Origin of the sequence: Salipiger pentaromativorans (assembly GCF_024721115.1) — a bacterium.
Classification (GTDB): Bacteria; Pseudomonadota; Alphaproteobacteria; order Rhodobacterales; family Rhodobacteraceae; genus Salipiger; species Salipiger pentaromativorans.
On record NZ_JAMDHK010000006.1, the window covers coordinates 1 to 15,695 of the forward strand.

The 15,695-nt window shown below is 59.9% G+C and carries 15 protein-coding genes and 1 pseudogene; 12 read left to right on the top strand and 4 right to left on the bottom strand.

The genetic code is table 11. The annotated features are described in order from the left end of the window. The 8 genes and pseudogenes from M4578_RS11370 to M4578_RS11405 form a co-directional block, all read left to right on the top strand. Positions 1-315: pseudogene (locus M4578_RS11370) on the top strand (recombinase family protein); the annotation flags it as partial. A gap of 134 nt (positions 316-449) precedes the next feature. Next, a complete protein-coding gene (gene repA / locus M4578_RS11375) occupies positions 450-1,643 on the top strand; it encodes a plasmid partitioning protein RepA (protein WP_080623354.1) in 1,194 nt (397 codons plus the stop codon). Beyond that, on the top strand, positions 1,627-2,556 hold the full coding sequence (repB, locus tag M4578_RS11380) for a plasmid partitioning protein RepB (RefSeq protein ID WP_258093542.1): 930 nt from the start codon (positions 1,627-1,629) through the stop codon (positions 2,554-2,556). The genes repA and repB overlap by 17 nt, the downstream gene beginning before the upstream one ends. A gap of 213 nt (positions 2,557-2,769) precedes the next feature. Beyond that, entirely contained in the window at positions 2,770-3,981 is a 1,212-nt protein-coding gene (repC, locus tag M4578_RS11385; RefSeq protein ID WP_209507367.1) for a plasmid replication protein RepC, read from the top strand. 180 nt (positions 3,982-4,161) lie between these two features. Then, positions 4,162-6,330, top strand: a complete 2,169-nt coding sequence (locus M4578_RS11390; RefSeq protein WP_209507368.1) for a ParB/RepB/Spo0J family partition protein — start codon at positions 4,162-4,164, stop codon at positions 6,328-6,330. 99 nt (positions 6,331-6,429) lie between these two features. Further along, positions 6,430-6,903, top strand: a complete 474-nt coding sequence (locus tag M4578_RS11395; RefSeq protein WP_209507369.1) for a hypothetical protein — start codon at positions 6,430-6,432, stop codon at positions 6,901-6,903. A gap of 388 nt (positions 6,904-7,291) precedes the next feature. Continuing rightward, on the top strand, positions 7,292-7,456 hold the full coding sequence (locus tag M4578_RS11400) for a hypothetical protein (protein ID WP_009574204.1): 165 nt from the start codon (positions 7,292-7,294) through the stop codon (positions 7,454-7,456). Between the two features lie 217 nt (positions 7,457-7,673). Beyond that, positions 7,674-9,782: a hypothetical protein gene (locus tag M4578_RS11405; RefSeq protein WP_209507370.1), complete on the top strand. Its 2,109-nt coding sequence runs from the start codon at positions 7,674-7,676 to the stop codon at positions 9,780-9,782. Between the two features lie 145 nt (positions 9,783-9,927). Here the strand turns inward: M4578_RS11405 and M4578_RS11410 are convergent, their stop codons facing one another. Continuing rightward, complete coding sequence (locus M4578_RS11410) at positions 9,928-10,248, bottom strand: H-NS histone family protein (RefSeq protein ID WP_209507371.1); 321 nt, start codon at positions 10,246-10,248, stop codon at positions 9,928-9,930. Between the two features lie 422 nt (positions 10,249-10,670). Between M4578_RS11410 and M4578_RS11415 the strand changes: the two genes are divergently transcribed. After that, positions 10,671-11,075, top strand: coding sequence for a single-stranded DNA-binding protein (locus M4578_RS11415; RefSeq protein ID WP_008335991.1), 405 nt, complete (start codon positions 10,671-10,673; stop codon positions 11,073-11,075). A 53-nt stretch (positions 11,076-11,128) separates the two neighbouring features. Here the strand turns inward: M4578_RS11415 and M4578_RS11420 are convergent, their stop codons facing one another. Genes M4578_RS11420 through M4578_RS11430 form a run of 3 tightly spaced genes read right to left on the bottom strand, consistent with a single transcriptional unit; the run spans position 11,129 to position 12,913 of the window. Next, positions 11,129-11,650: a hypothetical protein gene (locus M4578_RS11420; protein ID WP_258093543.1), complete on the bottom strand. Its 522-nt coding sequence runs from the start codon at positions 11,648-11,650 to the stop codon at positions 11,129-11,131. Beyond that, a complete protein-coding gene (locus M4578_RS11425; RefSeq protein WP_209507375.1) occupies positions 11,647-11,937 on the bottom strand; it encodes a hypothetical protein in 291 nt (96 codons plus the stop codon). Before M4578_RS11425 ends, M4578_RS11420 begins: the two co-directional genes overlap by 4 nt. Continuing rightward, a complete protein-coding gene (locus tag M4578_RS11430) occupies positions 11,930-12,913 on the bottom strand; it encodes a helix-turn-helix domain-containing protein (protein WP_209507376.1) in 984 nt (327 codons plus the stop codon). Before M4578_RS11430 ends, M4578_RS11425 begins: the two co-directional genes overlap by 8 nt. Before the next feature lie 326 nt (positions 12,914-13,239). Here M4578_RS11430 and M4578_RS11435 point away from each other — a divergent pair, with 326 nt between their 5' ends. From M4578_RS11435 to M4578_RS11445, 3 genes are all read left to right on the top strand, one after another. Continuing rightward, entirely contained in the window at positions 13,240-14,439 is a 1,200-nt protein-coding gene (locus M4578_RS11435) for a DUF932 domain-containing protein (protein WP_258093544.1), read from the top strand. A gap of 125 nt (positions 14,440-14,564) precedes the next feature. Continuing rightward, positions 14,565-15,005: a JAB domain-containing protein gene (locus M4578_RS11440; protein WP_038070029.1), complete on the top strand. Its 441-nt coding sequence runs from the start codon at positions 14,565-14,567 to the stop codon at positions 15,003-15,005. Between the two features lie 110 nt (positions 15,006-15,115). Continuing rightward, entirely contained in the window at positions 15,116-15,634 is a 519-nt protein-coding gene (locus tag M4578_RS11445) for a hypothetical protein (protein WP_038070031.1), read from the top strand. Positions 15,635-15,695 lie beyond the last annotated feature (61 nt).

Here is a 15,695-nt window from a genome sequence, read left to right on the forward strand (position 1 = left end):
CTGCGGATCATCAATGGCCCCCTGCCCCATGATCGGCGCTGGACGCAAAGCCGCCTGCTCCGCGCCGTGAAGGCATACGTGGCGGACGGATTCCTGCCCGCTGAAGTGCTTGGACGCGCTGGACGTCGCGAAACCGACGATCGCCTGCCTGTGATTGTCGCCGCAATCAAAGGTGCTGACCCCGAGATCACCTTGCAGGCAATCTGCGACCGACTGGAATCCATGCGTGAGCGCACCCCTCGCGGTCGCACCAGCTGGCAGCCTTCCTCAGTCAGAATGCTGCTGGAGCGTGCTGAAAAGCTGGGGCTCCTCTGAGGATCACACTTGTGTTGGCCTAACCGATTGCCACTAAATCTAGAAAGTGCTTGCACGAATCTGGTTGGTCGGGCAATAGTCTCGAAAAATAACGCGCGGTCACATAAAAAACGCGCCCACGGATCGGGGCAGACATGAGCGAAGTAGAGCAGGATCTAGACATCGCCATCGGGCACTACGCGGAACTTCTCGCGTCGAACCTGCATGCTCAGCGCGCTGCCCACTTCCCTCCGGATGCAAAGAAGGTGATGCGCACTTTGACTAGCGGCGAAGCTGCTGAACTCCTTGGCGTCGATCATACCTATCTTCGTAAGCTTCATCGAGAAGGAAAGATCGTTGACGTCGAGACGACGGCTGGAAGTCATCGCCGCTATACCCTCGACGATATATGGGAAATCCGTCAGACCCTTGAAGGAAATGCAAAGAAGTCTGGAACTTACGTGCCTGGACGTCGCGACGGTGACGAGCTTCAAGTCGTTTCAGTGGTGAACTTCAAGGGCGGGTCAGGCAAGACGACGACGTCTGCTCACCTCGCTCAACGCTTGGCGCTTAAGGGGTACAGGGTTCTTGCGATCGATCTCGACCCTCAAGCATCCCTTTCAGCTCTTCATGGAATCCAGCCGGAACTTGACCTTATGGAGGGCGGGACCCTCTATGATGCCGTTCGCTACGACGATCCGGTTCCGATCGACGAAGTGATCCGCAAGACCTACATCCGCGGCCTTGATCTCATCCCGGGCAACCTTGAACTCATGGAGTTCGAGCACGAGACGCCTGCTGCTATCCAGCGAGGAGGAGCGAAGGCGTTCTTTGCGAGAGTTCATGATGCTCTCGACAGTGTTGAAGCAAACTACGACGTTGTTGTGATCGACTGCCCGCCGCAGCTTGGTTTCTTGACGATGTCAGCCCTTTCCGCGTCCTCGGGTGTTCTCGTGACGGTTCACCCGCAGATGCTTGACCTCATGTCGATGTCCCAATTCCTGCGAATGACTGCGGATCTCCTGGGAGTGATCAGGGATGCAGGCGCAAATCTGCGCTTCGATTGGCTGCGCTTTTTGCCAACGCGATACAAAGTCGGCGACGCGCCACAAACCGAAGTCATCGCTTTCATTCGCGGGCTGTTTGGGAGGTCGGTCCTGACCAATCACATGGTTGAATCGACCGCAATTTCTGATGCCGGCTTGACCAAGCAAACGCTCTACGAAGCTGACAAAAAGGACTTCACGCGTCAGACGTTTGATCGTGCGATCGAATCCATGAACGCAGTCAACGATGAGATCGCTGAAATCATCCAGAACACATGGGGGCGGAATGGCAAGAAAGCCTAAACTCGGCCTGCCGCTGCAGACCCTTCGCAACGCTCCTGACGCTCTTGAAGGGCGCCGACTGCGTGGTGGTGTATTTGAGATCGATCCGGCGCAGATTGTTACCGAAGGACGGTTGGATGACAGGCTTCAGATTGAAGTTGAGGGCCTGAAGAACTCTATCTCCAAGAACGGTCAGCGTGTGCCTGTATTGGTCCGCCCACTGGAAGGCGATCGCTACAACCTGATCTATGGCCGCAGGCGCCTAGAAGCATGTCGCGAACTCGGTATCAAAGTTCGAGCCATCGTCACAGAGGTTGAAGGTGATCAAGCGCTTCGAGATCAGCTTCTCGAGAACCAAGAGCGTCGTGATCTGAGCTTTATTGAACGTGCGCTTGTTGCGACAGCGCTTTTGGACGGTGATCATCTGGAAGGGGCTGAGCGCACCAATCGAGGTGTCGCCGAAGTCCTTAACCTCCACGAAGCTGGGGTTTCACAACTCTTGAGTGTCGTTCGGACAGTCGGCGAGGAACTCATCCAGGCGATTGGTGCAGCTCCCGGGATTGGTCGCCCGAGATGGGAAGAGCTCAAAAAAGCCTTGGGTGCCTACGACGGTGATCGAGCCCAACTGCAAGCCGTAGCTCATGCAGCAAAGTCCGAAAGTTCCGGCTCGGTCGATGAGGTTTCTGAGCGTGCGTTTCTCGCAGTTCTGGCAGCTGCGAAGAGCGCAGAGAAGAAAGCAAGCCCGTCTAGAAAAGGTGTGCCTGCTTTGGCGATCCCCGGTGTCGGAGCTGCGACGGTCAAGACCGGTCGCCAAGGCAAGCAGCTTAAACTCGATCTGACTACGGATGAACCTGAATTTGTCAGCTGGTTGGAGGGCAATGCCTCAAAGCTGATTACCGAGCTTCATGAGCGCTGGAAGCGTTCAGGAGACTGAGGAAGAGCAACCAACAAGAAGGAGGCACGATACAGGCAAAAAGAAAAAGGCCCCGAGAAGCTAGCTTCACGAGACCTTTGTAAGGTTTCGCACCGGGATCAGCCCGCTACAAAATCTCAGTTTTCGCACTTCTGAATGTAGCGTTCTGGCCCCTACCCCGCAAGCGCAAAGCGATTCGCGGGTCCTAGAATTTTTGTCTTCGTGGACATTTTCATGGAGTACACACCAATCTCGCCGTTTATGCGGCCGATTTCGCACGCCCATTTGCGCGTCATTGAGCGACCCGAGGCATCTGTTCCAGCCAGACCCGTTAACAAGTGGGAACTCCTGCGCGAGCTCTCCAAGGCGCAAGCGGCCTTTGGGGTCTCGGAACGTGATCTGACGGTTTTGCAGGGGCTCCTCAGCTTCTTTCCGGACGATGCGCTTGGCGGGAACGCCGAGATGGTCGTCTTCCCCTCGAACAAGGCGATCTGTGAGCGCCTGAATGGTATGCCCTGCTCCACGATGCGTCGTCACCTCGCGCGTCTTGTCGAGGCTGGCTTGCTCCAGCGGCGCGATAGCCCCAATGGGAAGCGCTACGTCCGTAAGCAAGGCGAAGACCGCGTTGCCTTTGGCTTCGATCTTTCCCCGCTCTACTGTCAGTCCGAGGAGATAGCACGGGCCGCAGAGGCCGTACGTGAGGCTGAGGAGCGCGTCAGGCGCCTGAGAGAGGTCGTAAGCCTCATGCGCCGCGATCTCGCGGCCCTCGCCGAGTTCGGAGACGAGATGCAGCCAGGCCTAGGCTTCTGGGATCAGCTTCGCGACAGGGCTGCCCTCACAGCCCGCGCGCTTCGCCGCAAGCTTTCAGTTGAGGACCTCGCGGCCTATCGAGCCGACCTTGAAGCTCTCCTTGACCAGGCACGCAACATCATTGATGGCCCTGAAACAGAAGAAATGAACACCAATGATGCCCAATCTGAGCGTCACCATCATAATTCAAATAAAGAATCTATAGATCTTGAACCTGCTTTAGAAAAAAGCGGGGCGGCGGCCGGCGTGCCAGATGTGGACAGGGATGAGCCCGTGGCTGACGTCGATGAACAGGACACAAGACACCTGCCAAAGATCCCGCTGCACCTGGTGATCGCGGCATGTCCTTCGCTCAAGACCTTCTACCAAGGCGAAATCCGGCATTGGCACCAGCTTTTCGATGCGGCATGCCATGTGCGACCAGCCATGGGGATCAGTGCATCTGCATGGGAAGAAGCGCAGCGGTTCATGGGTCCGGAGCAAGCGTCGATCGTTGTTTCTGCCATGCTGGAACGCTTTGAGGACATCAGATCGCCTGGTGGATACTTGCGAGCTCTAACTGCCAAAGCTGCGGCCGGTGAGTTTTCCTGTGGGCCGATGGTCATGGCATTGATTGGGCGACGATCTGCAGCTTAACAGCTGTTAAGGTTGAGAGACTGCGTACTGTTCCGCCACATCGGAGCTGACGACTTAACAGCTGTTAAGGTCCTGTCTCGGGAGCGTCAGAATAAGAGAGGGAAAGGTTTGTTGGTTTGAGGGATGACGGGAAATGAGATCGGGAGAGTGGCTTCCGGCGCCCGTCGTGGAGAAGATCTGATGGCGAAATCTGCCCAGAAAGTCACCCTGTGCCCGTCCCGGGACATTCCCTTCGACAAGCTCGTGCTGAGCCAGTCCAACGTCCGGCGCATCAAGGCCGGCATCTCGGTCGAGGAACTGGCCGAAGACATCGCCCGCCGCGGGTTGCTGCAGAGCCTGAGCGTTCGGCCCGTTCTGGCGGATGACGGGTCCGAGACCGGCAAGTTCGAAATCCCCGCTGGCGGCCGGCGCTTCCAAGCACTCTCGCTCCTGGTGAAGCAGAAGCGTCTGGCCAAGACGACGCCCATCCCCTGCATCGTACGGGATGCCACTTCCGCGATCCTCGCCGAAGACGACTCGCTTGCTGAGAACATACAGCGTGCAGCCCTGCATCCGCTCGACCAGTTCCGCGCCTTCGTTGCTTTGCGGGAGAAGGGTCAAGGCGATGAAGAGATCGCAGCCGCCTTCTTCGTCACGCCGCAGGTGGTGAAACAGCGCCTGAAACTCGCCGCCGTGGCCCCTGCCCTGCTCGAGCTCTACGCCGAGGACGAGATGACGCTGGAGCAGCTGATGGCCTTCACGGTCAATCCGGATCACGAGCGTCAGGTTCAGGTCTGGGAGGCGCTCAAGTCTTCGTGGAACAAGGAGCCCTATCAGATCCGGCGCATGCTGACGGAAACCTCGGTGCGGGCATCGGACCGGCGCGCCGTCTTTGTCGGCGTCGGGGCCTACGAGGCGGCGGGCGGCACCATGTTGCATGACCTCTTCCAGGGCGACGATGGCGGCTGGCTGGAAGACCCTGCCCTGCTCGATCGTCTGGTCAGCGAGAAGCTCCAGGCTGAAGCCGAAGCCATCGCGACCGAAGGTTGGAAATGGATCGAGGTCTCGCTCGACCTGCCCTATGGCTACAGCCACGGTTTGCGGCGGCTGAGCGGAGACCCGGCGCCGATGACGGATGACGAAGGCGCGGCCCATGCCAAGCTGCTTGCCGAGTACCGGGCGCTCGAGGAGGAATACGAGGGCCAGGATGAGTTCCCCGAAGAGATCGACGCGCGTCTTGGCGCGTTGGAAGTCGCGATGGAGAAGCTCGAGGCCCGACCGCTGATTTTCGACGCGGAGGAGATCGCGCGGGCAGGGGCTTTCGTGACGCTTGATCGCTATGGCGAGCTTGCCGTTTATCGGGGCTTCGTGCGGCCCGAGGATGAGCCACGGGCAGAGGTCGACGTCCACAGCGGTGAACAGGCGGCAGACGGGCAGGGCGCTGAGCTTTCAGCGGGGAGCAATGTGGATGGTATCGGCCACGGCACGGTGATCACCTCTGCCGGTCAGGCGCTTGGTGCCAACGTGCCCGACGACGAGGACGATGGTGCGTTGAAGCCCTTGCCTGAGCGGCTGGTCATGGAGCTGACGGCGCACCGGACATTGGCACTGCGGGAAGCTGTCGGGCGCTCCCCCGACGTCGCGCTGACGCTGCTGCTCCTGAAGCTCGTGGGTGACACCTTCCGGACGTCCAGTTCGGCCGGCAGCTGCCTCGAGGCTTCGGTCCGTCACGTCTACATGTCGGCGCAGGCGAGCGATCTGAAGGACAGCGTGGTGGCCAAGCTGGTCGACGATCGCCACGCCGAGTGGGAGGCCGACTTGCCGCTCGGCGACGATGCCGCTCTCTGGGACTACCTGACCTCCCTTGATCAAGGGAGCCGGCTGTCGCTGCTCGCGCATTGCCTCAGCTTCGGGATCAACGCGCTCCATGAGAAGGTGAACCCCTATGGTGCCGGTATCTCCGCTAGCGGTCTGACCAAGCGGATGACCCAAGCCGACATGGTCGCACAGGCGGTCGAACTCGACATGGTCGAGGCGGGTTGGGAGCCGATGGCCGATACCTACCTGAACCGCGTGCCCAAGGCCCGGATCCTTGAGGCCGTGCGCGAGGCGAAAGGGGAGGGGACGGCGCAACTCCTCGATCACCTGAAGAAGGGCGAGATGGCGACCGAAGCCGAGCGTCTGCTGAAAGGCAGCGGCTGGTTGCCGGAGGTTCTGCGCCGTCACGATCTGGCAGCATTCGATGGCGCGGAAGGGCAGGGGGCGCCTGAGCTCGTTTCCGACGCCGAGCAAGCCGAAGATGTCGACCTTCCCGCCTTCCTCACCGCTGACCTGCCGAGCAATGAGGCATCGATGATGGCTGCGGAGTGATCTGCGCCATCCGAGGGCGGGGAAACCCGTCCTCAATCACATAAAATACAACAATATCAATATGATGGATGCAAAATGACGCATTCAGGATGAGGAATCATGTCTGCAACCACAATTCTCGACACTGCGCCCCTGGGGGCGCTCATTCGCTATACCGACAGCAGTCCCAAGCCGCCCGCTCGGTTCACAAAGAAGCTCGCGGCCTGGGAACGCTCGAACGGCGTCGGCCGTCTTGTCAAGAAGGAGCCGCCGCGACCCTATCCGACCTGGACTGCGCCGGCGTCGTTCACGCTGCACGAGGGGAATTTCTCTTCGGATGGGGTCATTCTTGTCACCATCATGCGAACGCATTCGGCTGACAGTCGGTTGACCTTCGAGGTCGCTGAGGAACCGAAGCCCGGACAGGTGCGCGTCCTGCTGGATTTCGGCGGTTGCACGGAGCTGCTCCACCTGGCCGAGTCTGTCACGGCTGCCGAACTCTGGATCGCCAGAGAAGGCTATCGCAACGCGCGGCTGGAAATTGTCGGCGAAGAAGACGCCGGCAGGGCAGGGGGCGCGGAGCTTGCCGCCTGAGCCCATGTAGAACCCAAGGGGCCCGCCAAAGCGCGGGCCTCTCACCCATCACGACCCTGTCCTGCGAGATCGCGGGGCACCATGGGATCCAATCCAGCACGGAACGAGGTCTTCTACCAAATGCCTGCCCGGGAGGCTGGCAGCGAAAGCATCAGCGGAACACCAGGCTCCAGTCAGCGGTCGCACCATCCCCCGCTCGCCATTCCCTTCCTTGCCCCGAATCCCGTCTTCGAGATCAACCCGCGAGGGGTCGGACTACGGGCGAGCCCGTGCCGCCGGGTGGATTCGGACGAGCCGAACGCACCCGGTGATGTCAGCCGGTCTTCGGGCCCGCGGGGTCCTGTCGCGCGGGGGATGGTCCTCCGCCTCCAAGACAGGAGCCAAACAGATGTCCCGCAAAGATGCTCACGCCTTCGCCGCCTCTCTCGCCGCCACGCTCATGGTCTCGATCGTCGTCTTCCAGGCCGGTGATGGAACCTATGGCGCCGTCCCCGCCGATGAAATCGACGGAGACGAGGTCGTGATCGTCTCGGAATACGATCCCTTCGGGTGAGGCTTCGGCCTCACTTCCCGAGGGCCCAGGCAAGGCGCAGGTGCGCCCCCGGGCCTATCGCCGACAGAGTGACCGGCGGTACCTATCTGAAGAACGCCTGTGTGCCACCAGCGCAGACCATAGTGCTTACAAGGGCTCAAGCACGCGAAAATTGACTTGGAGAGAGCACGCGAGGATAAGTGGGAAAAACAAATCGTTACATGATTGAGGAACGACAGTGACGCTGGATATCCGCGGTAGCCTAAAAAACACGCGCATCAGTAAGAATCCATTGGTGGTCGTGGATGAGCTACTGGCGAACTCGATCGACGCGTTCCTGATCCGAAAGAGGGATGAGGCCGACGCGGTTGCCCTGGAAGTGACGCTCAAGGTGAAAGCTACGAAAGCGGACTTGCTCGGCGAGGTGTTCGAGCTTGAGATCACCTGCGAGGACAACGGTTGCGGTCTTGGGCCAGAGCAGCGCAAGGCCTTCCTGACTAAGGACACCTCCTACAAGGACGACCTCAACATCCCTGGCATTGGGAAGTGCAAGGGAACGGGTCGCGTCCAGTTCTTCCACCATTTCACGGCGGTGTCACTATCATCAACCTACAGAGAGGGAGACGGGCTTAAGCATGTCTCACTGCCTTTTCTGCGCGACCGAAAGACCATCGAAGAGACCGATTTCACGGTAGAGGATCGGGACACCGGCGAAGTCGGGACCCATATACGACTTTCGCACGTGGTGCCGAAGCTGCGCGAGACCATCCTATCCGTCGCCAGCGTGCACAGGACGTTCACTGCCGAGGCGATCCGACAGCACGTTCTCTTCAACCTGCTGCAAAGGTTCGTCAGCCTTAAGGATGACCTCGGCGACTTCCGGATCAAGTTCGTCAGTGACCTCGGGGGCAACAAGTCTGAAAAGACCCTGACGCCCGCGGATATCCCCGAGCACACGTCCGTGACGTCGATCACCGTCGAACACGTCGAAGGTAAGGAAAAGGTGTCAGCCGACTTCACCATAACGCACTACAAGCTGGACGAGACGCAGTACCCGTTGCCTCGCAACATCATAGGTTTGTGTGCGAAGGCATCGATCGCTGAGCTCATCACTGGTCGTTACCTCAAGACCAAGACGCTCGAAAACAATGCGATTGACGGTCATTACCACATTGTCCTGATCGAGGGGGCCCTGTTGGATGATGGTGTGAACGAGCAGCGCGATGGGTTCGATAAGATTCCATTGGACGACGGCTCAGGCGACCTCTTCGGAGGGATGCAGATTACGTTCGAAGACATATTCTCGGTTCTCGACGACAAGGTACAGGAGCTCATAACGCCACCGGATTGGTCCAGGGACACTATCGTGAAAGACGTGGCGAAGGACTTCGGCGTGTCTGAGGAGATGCTCTCGTACTCGAACACGCGCGTGAAGTTCGGGGACACCCCGAACGAGGTCGCGAAGCGTGTCTTGACGAACCTTCAGGAGCAGGTGGTCAACGAGACGTCCAGCCTCTCGGCCATGAAGGAGGCCATCAAGGGCCTCGCCCCGGACAGCGATGACTTCCGACGCAAGATCGACGATCTTTCGTGGGAATTCGCCTCCTCGCTCAAGACGATAGACATGGCCAACCTTTCGCAGCTGGTTGTTCGCAGGTCAGCATTGATCGACGTGCTGGACCTGGCCGTGAAACAGGGCCTCAACGTCCAGACCGAACTACCCGACGGAAAGCGCCGCAAAAACGAGGCTCTGATCCACAGCATCTTCTTCCCGATGCGGAAGGACAGCGAGGATGTCTCGGACCACGACGTCTGGTTGCTCAGCGAGGAGTACCACTACTACGACTACATCGCCTCTGACATGCCGCTGAACCAGATCAAATGGGACAATGGCCAAAGCCTCTTTGAAGCCGACGTCGATGATGCCGTTGGCGAGTTGCTAAACCGGATAGGTGAGGAGAACGGGGGCTGCCGCCCGGATATAGCGCTGTTCCACGAGGAAGGCTCCGTTGTGATCGTCGAGTTCAAGGCGCCCGGCGTCAGTCTCGACGAGCACGACAACGACCTGATGGAATACGCCACACTCTTGGCCGCGAAGTCCAACGGAAGGCTGAAGAAGTTCTACGGATACCTGATAGGGGATACCATCAATCCGATCCGCCTGAGAGGCTACAATCGCTTGCCCGGTGAGAACGGCTTCTTCAGCACCGACGACGTGAAGGAGCCGAAAAGCCAGGCTACACTTGGGCAGCTGTACTCGGAACTTCTTTTCTACGGGGACGTCGTGGATCGTGCTCGCAAACGCATCGGAGTATATAGGGACCGCCTGAAGCTACCACCGCTTTGATCAAGGTCAGCATGTTGCCGCTCCGCCGACCCGCACCCAACAAAAATGCTGCGCGATGGACGAATGACCGGTTCTGTGAAGCTGCGTGGCAGCGCTCGGCTGGGAGGCGAACTGCCGCTCTGGGCCGATCGCGTAGACCAAGCCTTCAACTGATGGCCAGATCGCTCGCGGTCTTTGCTGCTTCCAGGGCTTCCACGAACCACTGCGGTTTGCGTCCTCGGCCTGACCAGGTGAGCGCCGGGTTCTCAGGGTGCCGGTATTTCGGTGCTGCAGGCGAACGCGAGGATTTCGTCTCGGTGCCGACAAGTTCGGCGAGGGTGTAGCCCAGTTCCTGGGCGAGAGCTTCCACCTTGGCGCGGGCTTTCACCTTCTGCCGATCCTCAAAGGTGGAAATCGCCTTGGCGACGTCCTTCTGCATTTTCTTCAGCTCGCTGAGCGACAGTGCCTCGAGATCGTGATCAGCCATTGGTGCGAACCGTGTCCTGAATGCTCCGGTACCGATAGCCCGTCGCGGCAGGGTGCCGCAACTCCCGGAAGGCGGGCAGGGGTGGCGGAGGCTTGTGATCGCCGCTTTCGTCCCCAAGGAGGTGCTGGACTGGGGGTCAGGCTGTCCCGGTTGCCGGGATGTCAGGGTCTGGCATGCGCTCTCCCCGCATCTCTGTCTCCTGGGCCATCCCTTCGACTGACAATCCCCTAATCCCGTTCGGGCTCCTGCGCGCAACCCCGCGTCAGTCCGGGCCGTGTTGCCCCTTCGGGGCTGCCCGCTCCACCCCGGTCCTCTGGGGGTTTCCGGCGTCCGTTCCGTCCACCGTGCACGCGTCACCCGACGGGCTTTTCAGGGTCTTGTCGAAGGGACGGTCCCGAAGACAGGAAACACAGGAGCTTATCATGCAGAACATCGTCATCCTCGCCGGCAACATCGGTCAGACCCCCGAAGTCCGCACCACCCAGAGCGGCACCAAGATCACCAACTTCAGCCTCGCCACCTCGCGTCCCCGCCTCTCGGAAGGCCGTGTGATGCGCGACGAGAACGGCTACCGTGTCATGGACACCGAATGGCACCGCATCACCTGCTTCAACGGTCTCGGCAAGACGGTCGCGGAGCATTGCGAAAAGGGCATGAAGGTCCTCGTCCACGGCCGCATCCACTACACCAAGTGGATCGACAGCATGGGGAACGACCGCTACGGTTGCGAGATCATCGCCGAGAAGGTCGACTTCCTGAGCCGCCCGAAGTCGGCCGAGAACGAAAACCCCGAGCTGGTCGACCGCGACGATGAGATCCCGTTCTGAGGAGCGGGGTTTCCCCCGGACCCGGCGGGGCAACCCGCCGGAAACGGCCAAGTTCAAGACTGAACGATAAACCTCACGTCAGGTCCAAACCGAAGGCCACTGGCATCGCAAAGCGCCTTCAGTGCGCGCATTAGGTCTTCTTGGCCTATGTTTTTGCTGATCCACCAGCCAGAAGTCGTGCGTTTGGTCGGGAGCTCTTTGTTTCCGGGATGAATAGCCTCGGGGTTACGTGCGACGTAGCGTCTGGATCGGGCTCTCATATCGGCGAGCCTCTCAAGGGCCTCAGGCGCAATTTCGGCGGTCAAGTCCACGATTGCGGCAAATACATCGGGGAGCGTACGGCCTCCGATACTCACGCCAAGATACTCGGCTTTGTATTTGTGGTGGCGCGGCTCGTTCAAGGGCGTCGGCAGCGTGCCAGTTTCCTTGGTTTTCACATTGGCGTCACCGGCGATGCTCGCTGCCAAGCTTGCCATGAGATCCCGATCAAGACTGTCCCGCATCTTGAGGATAGCGGCGACGAGATGTACGGGCATTCGAACCAACACGGTTGGTTCTTGTGTTGCAGGTGTCATAAGTGCCTCCAAGACTTTCGATGGCTACGACGCGTGCGCTGCGTCGCGTGATAGAGGGTGATAAGCGTCTCTCCCTCGACGATTACTTGGCTTCCACGCAGCCGCTCGAGTTGCTGAATTTCTTGTTTGCGTTTGCGGATGGCACGGGCAGCATCCTTGTCGGTCAGAAGAAAAGCATCATCCGCCACCCGGGTGCCGACACGGTAGACCAAATCGGCGTCTTCCTCCTTGAACCCGCGCTGGCGCATGCGTGCTTGGGCGTGATGTGTCAGGGCTAGTTCAGTCATCGTTGCCTCCCTTGGGGGATGTTGTGGGAAGATCGATAGTATCGAGCAGGGACATTAGGCTTTCACGCTCTGCCTTGCGTACTGCGAGTTCCTCTTCAGGTATCTGTGCGATCATCCACGCAACGCGCTCTTCTTTCTTTTTGTCGCCCATGAGCTCTTCAGGGATGTCCTTCATCCGCACGTGGCCGCGCAGAAGCGCGTACTCGGCATCGGGATCATCGTCGGTTAGATGGTCGATGATCTCAGCGCCGATGCGGTAGTTCGGAAGTCCCTCACTTGTCTTCCATCCGAAGTCCGCATCGAAGCGAATGTTTTTCGCGCCCACTTCTTTCGCAAAGTCCTGCAGGTAGTCGGCGAAGGGATTGTTTTGCGATCTATCGTAGCCGCAATCAAAAGCTTCTTCAGAAACGTCGATACCAAAGAAGTCCTTTTTTTCAATGGACTTGCGCTCGGCCGCAGTACCTTCGTCTATCCGCCACGCTGTATAAACATAAGAGGAATGGCCGCCGCCGAGGCCTTGTAGCGCTTCCGAGGCTTCTTCGATCGCTTCGACGCGCTCGCGGCGCCAAGCAAGACTACCTTCAGCCAGCAGAGTCATGAAGAGCGGCGCCATCTCGATCTGTGAGCGGATCGGGATGCCGTAGATGTCCTGCACCATGTTAAACGCGAGCGCCGTCTCGGCGTCGATCATAGTGCGCAGCGGGCGGTAGCCCACCTTGCGAAGCGATTCTTCAAGTTGCGCGCGCTCGGTCGGTTCTTTGCCGAGCTCTTCGGTGCTGACTCCGAGTACCTTCGCAAGCGTCAGTGCCACACGATCTTGAGCGGGATAGAAATCTTCTTTTGTGCTCTCGATCCTCTTGATGGTGGGAAGGCTGACCTTGTTCGGACCGCTTGTTGCTTCGCAAAGCTCTTCCTGTGTCCAGCGCTTGCGCGAGCGCTGCGCTTTTAGTGCCTCAGGGTGAATGGGTATGGTCATGATATCCTCCAAGTCTCTGGAGATAAAAGTGATACTGAAATACTTATAAATCCAGAATCAAAATGGATTAGATAGACTGAAAAAGGCGAATAAAGATATCGTCAGATAAAGGAATGTCTCTGCTGCTGATACCTTGGTACGACGTTCCGAGGTTGACGTCGCTCGACATGATACTTCCGCGTATCACGCACTGCGGCAGTTCAAGCTGTCAGTCTAAATCGATTGAAGTCGAGTCATGGGTCAGAGAGTCAGAGCAAGGATGGTTCCTTTGCGACAGGTTGAAGGCTGGGAGAGTGGCTCCCAGCGCCTGTCACGGAGGAATGCCGATGGGTGTTGTAGAAGTTCTGGATCCGGCTCAGCCGTCGCGGGCTGGTGGCTGGAAAGTGGACGTGAGCCGGGGGGAGCGAAACGGGCGGGTGTCGTCCGAATGGTTCAACCGGCCGGATGACGAGCGGTACCTGTCGCTCGACGATCTCTGGGCCAATGTGAAGGGTCGCTCTGAGCGCAGCCGCAGCCGGGTGGTACAGACCGCCGATATCAGGGTCGAGGCCGCGCGCGACAACGCTGAGCGGTTGCACCTGATGCTGCCGAAAGCGCATGAACCCGTTGCGCCGACGCATTGGGCCTTCGGCCAGCTCGCCAGCATTGTGGGCGCTCCGGCCTCTTACCTACGGCAGCTGCCCGCGCCACTGGCGGGGATCAACCTGCAATACGGTTTGACCAACCACCGCGCGGAGCAGGTCAAGACCTTCGAGACCGAGGATGGCCGCACCGAGCTGCGCGCCGTGACCGGCCCCGACTACGGCCGCATCCACGACTTCGAGCTTGTCGAGGCGGTTCAGCGGATCGCGGGCAATGGCACGGGCGACACGCGCTGGAAGGTGCCGGGTGTGCTGGATTGGTCGACCGGGGTCTACAACCCCGATGTCGAAATCAGCCGCGACACGACCACGCTCTACGCCTCGGACCGCGACGTCTTCCTGTTCCTGGTCGACGACCGCAATCCGATCGAGGCGGGCAAGTTGCCCGACGGCTCCCCCGATCTCTATTTCCGGGGCTTCTATTGCTGGAATTCCGAGGTGGGCGCGAAGACCCTTGGCATGGCGAGCTTCTATCTGCGGGCGGTGTGCCAGAACCGCAACCTCTGGGGCGTCGAGGATTTCCAGGAGATCAAGATCCGTCACTCGAAATACGCCGCCTCGCGCTTCGCCCATGAGGCGGCTCCGGCGCTGACGCGGTTTGCGAATTCCTCGCCGCAGGGCTTCGTGAACGGCATCAAGGCCGCGCGGCAGCAGGTCGTGGCGCGCAGCGACGAAGACCGCGCGGATTTCCTGCGCAAACGAGGTTTCTCGAAAGCCGAATCCGGCAAGATCATCGAGAAGGTGCTGATGGAGGAAGGCCGCCCGCCCGAGAGCATCTTCGATTTCGTGCAGGGCATCACGCGGCTCGCCCGCGACAAGACTCAGCAGGATGCCCGCCTTGATATGGAAGGGCGCGCCAAGAAGCTCCTCGACCGGGTCGGCTGACGCGAAGCCCGGCACAGCGACCGCCTGCATCCGCGGCGGTCGCGTTTTCCTCTTCCACATGCACGCCACTGGCCCCGCCCCGAGAGGGCAAGGGGCTTCGGCCTGCGCATTTCAGCGAGACCCCCATGACCCCCCAGGAAGAAACTGTCATCCTCGAGGCCCGCGACATCCTCGGCCGCTATCTCAGCCGAAACCCCGTCATCGACAGCTGGCAGGCGCTTCTTGACTATTGCGCGCTTACGGTGCGCGGGCCGATCGAGCGGTTCCACGTGCTCTATCTCGACCGCAAGAACCGCATCATCGCCGATGAGCTCTTGTCGATCGGCACGGTCGACCATGTCCCGGTCTATCCACGCGAGGTGATCAAACGGGCTCTGATGCTGAACGCCAGCGCCCTGATCCTGATCCACAACCACCCGTCGGGAGATCCAACGCCGTCGGAGGCCGATCTCAGCATGACCGGGGAGATCCAGAATGGGTGTAAGTTTTTCGGCCTGACGCTGCATGACCACATCATCGTCGGCGCCGGGACGGAACTGAGCCTGCGGGCCCTGGGCAAGCTGTGACGCGCCTTGCGAGCCTGCCGCCGTCACCCTTCCGAGGAAGAGGGCGGGGGTTTGGTCTTTGACGGTTTGAAGCGGGGAGAGAGGCTCTCCGCACCGTCGGAGATATGCCCATGTTCGACCTTCCTCTCCAAACTCAGCCGGAAACGCAGAAGACAGGTTTGCCGCCGAGCCTCCTGACCGTTTTTGCAGATCAAGACTTACCGTTCGCACTCACGACGGCTTGCCATGCGCCCGCAGCTCTCATGTCCGGGCAGGCACACCCCAAGGTACTGGAGCGGTTTGCCACGCTGGCCGAGGCCATGCAGGGGGCAATCATTCACGCCGAAGATATCACACCTGAAGACGCTCCGCGCATCCTGGCAATCCTCGATCGGGAGGGCCGTCTCGTTCTGGCCGGAGCTACCTGTGATGGCGGGGTCGCATGGTGCCACCCGGTCTCGGATGCCGCCGAAGCCCGCGCCGTCGTGTCCGAGGCCAGCCAGACCCGCGCGCAGGCCATGCGGGCGGCCGAGTGGCATGAACATGGCCTCGCGCGAAGGCTGCGGCACCACGCCGACGTTCTCGATTCCCGTCTTGTCGATCCGCTCTGGCGTGTCTTCGCGTCTCGCGCCCTGCAGATCGCGGCGTGACGCCCGAGAGTCAGAGAAGGGCAGGGGAGGATGTGAGCCTACGAGGACGAGAGAGAGCCTC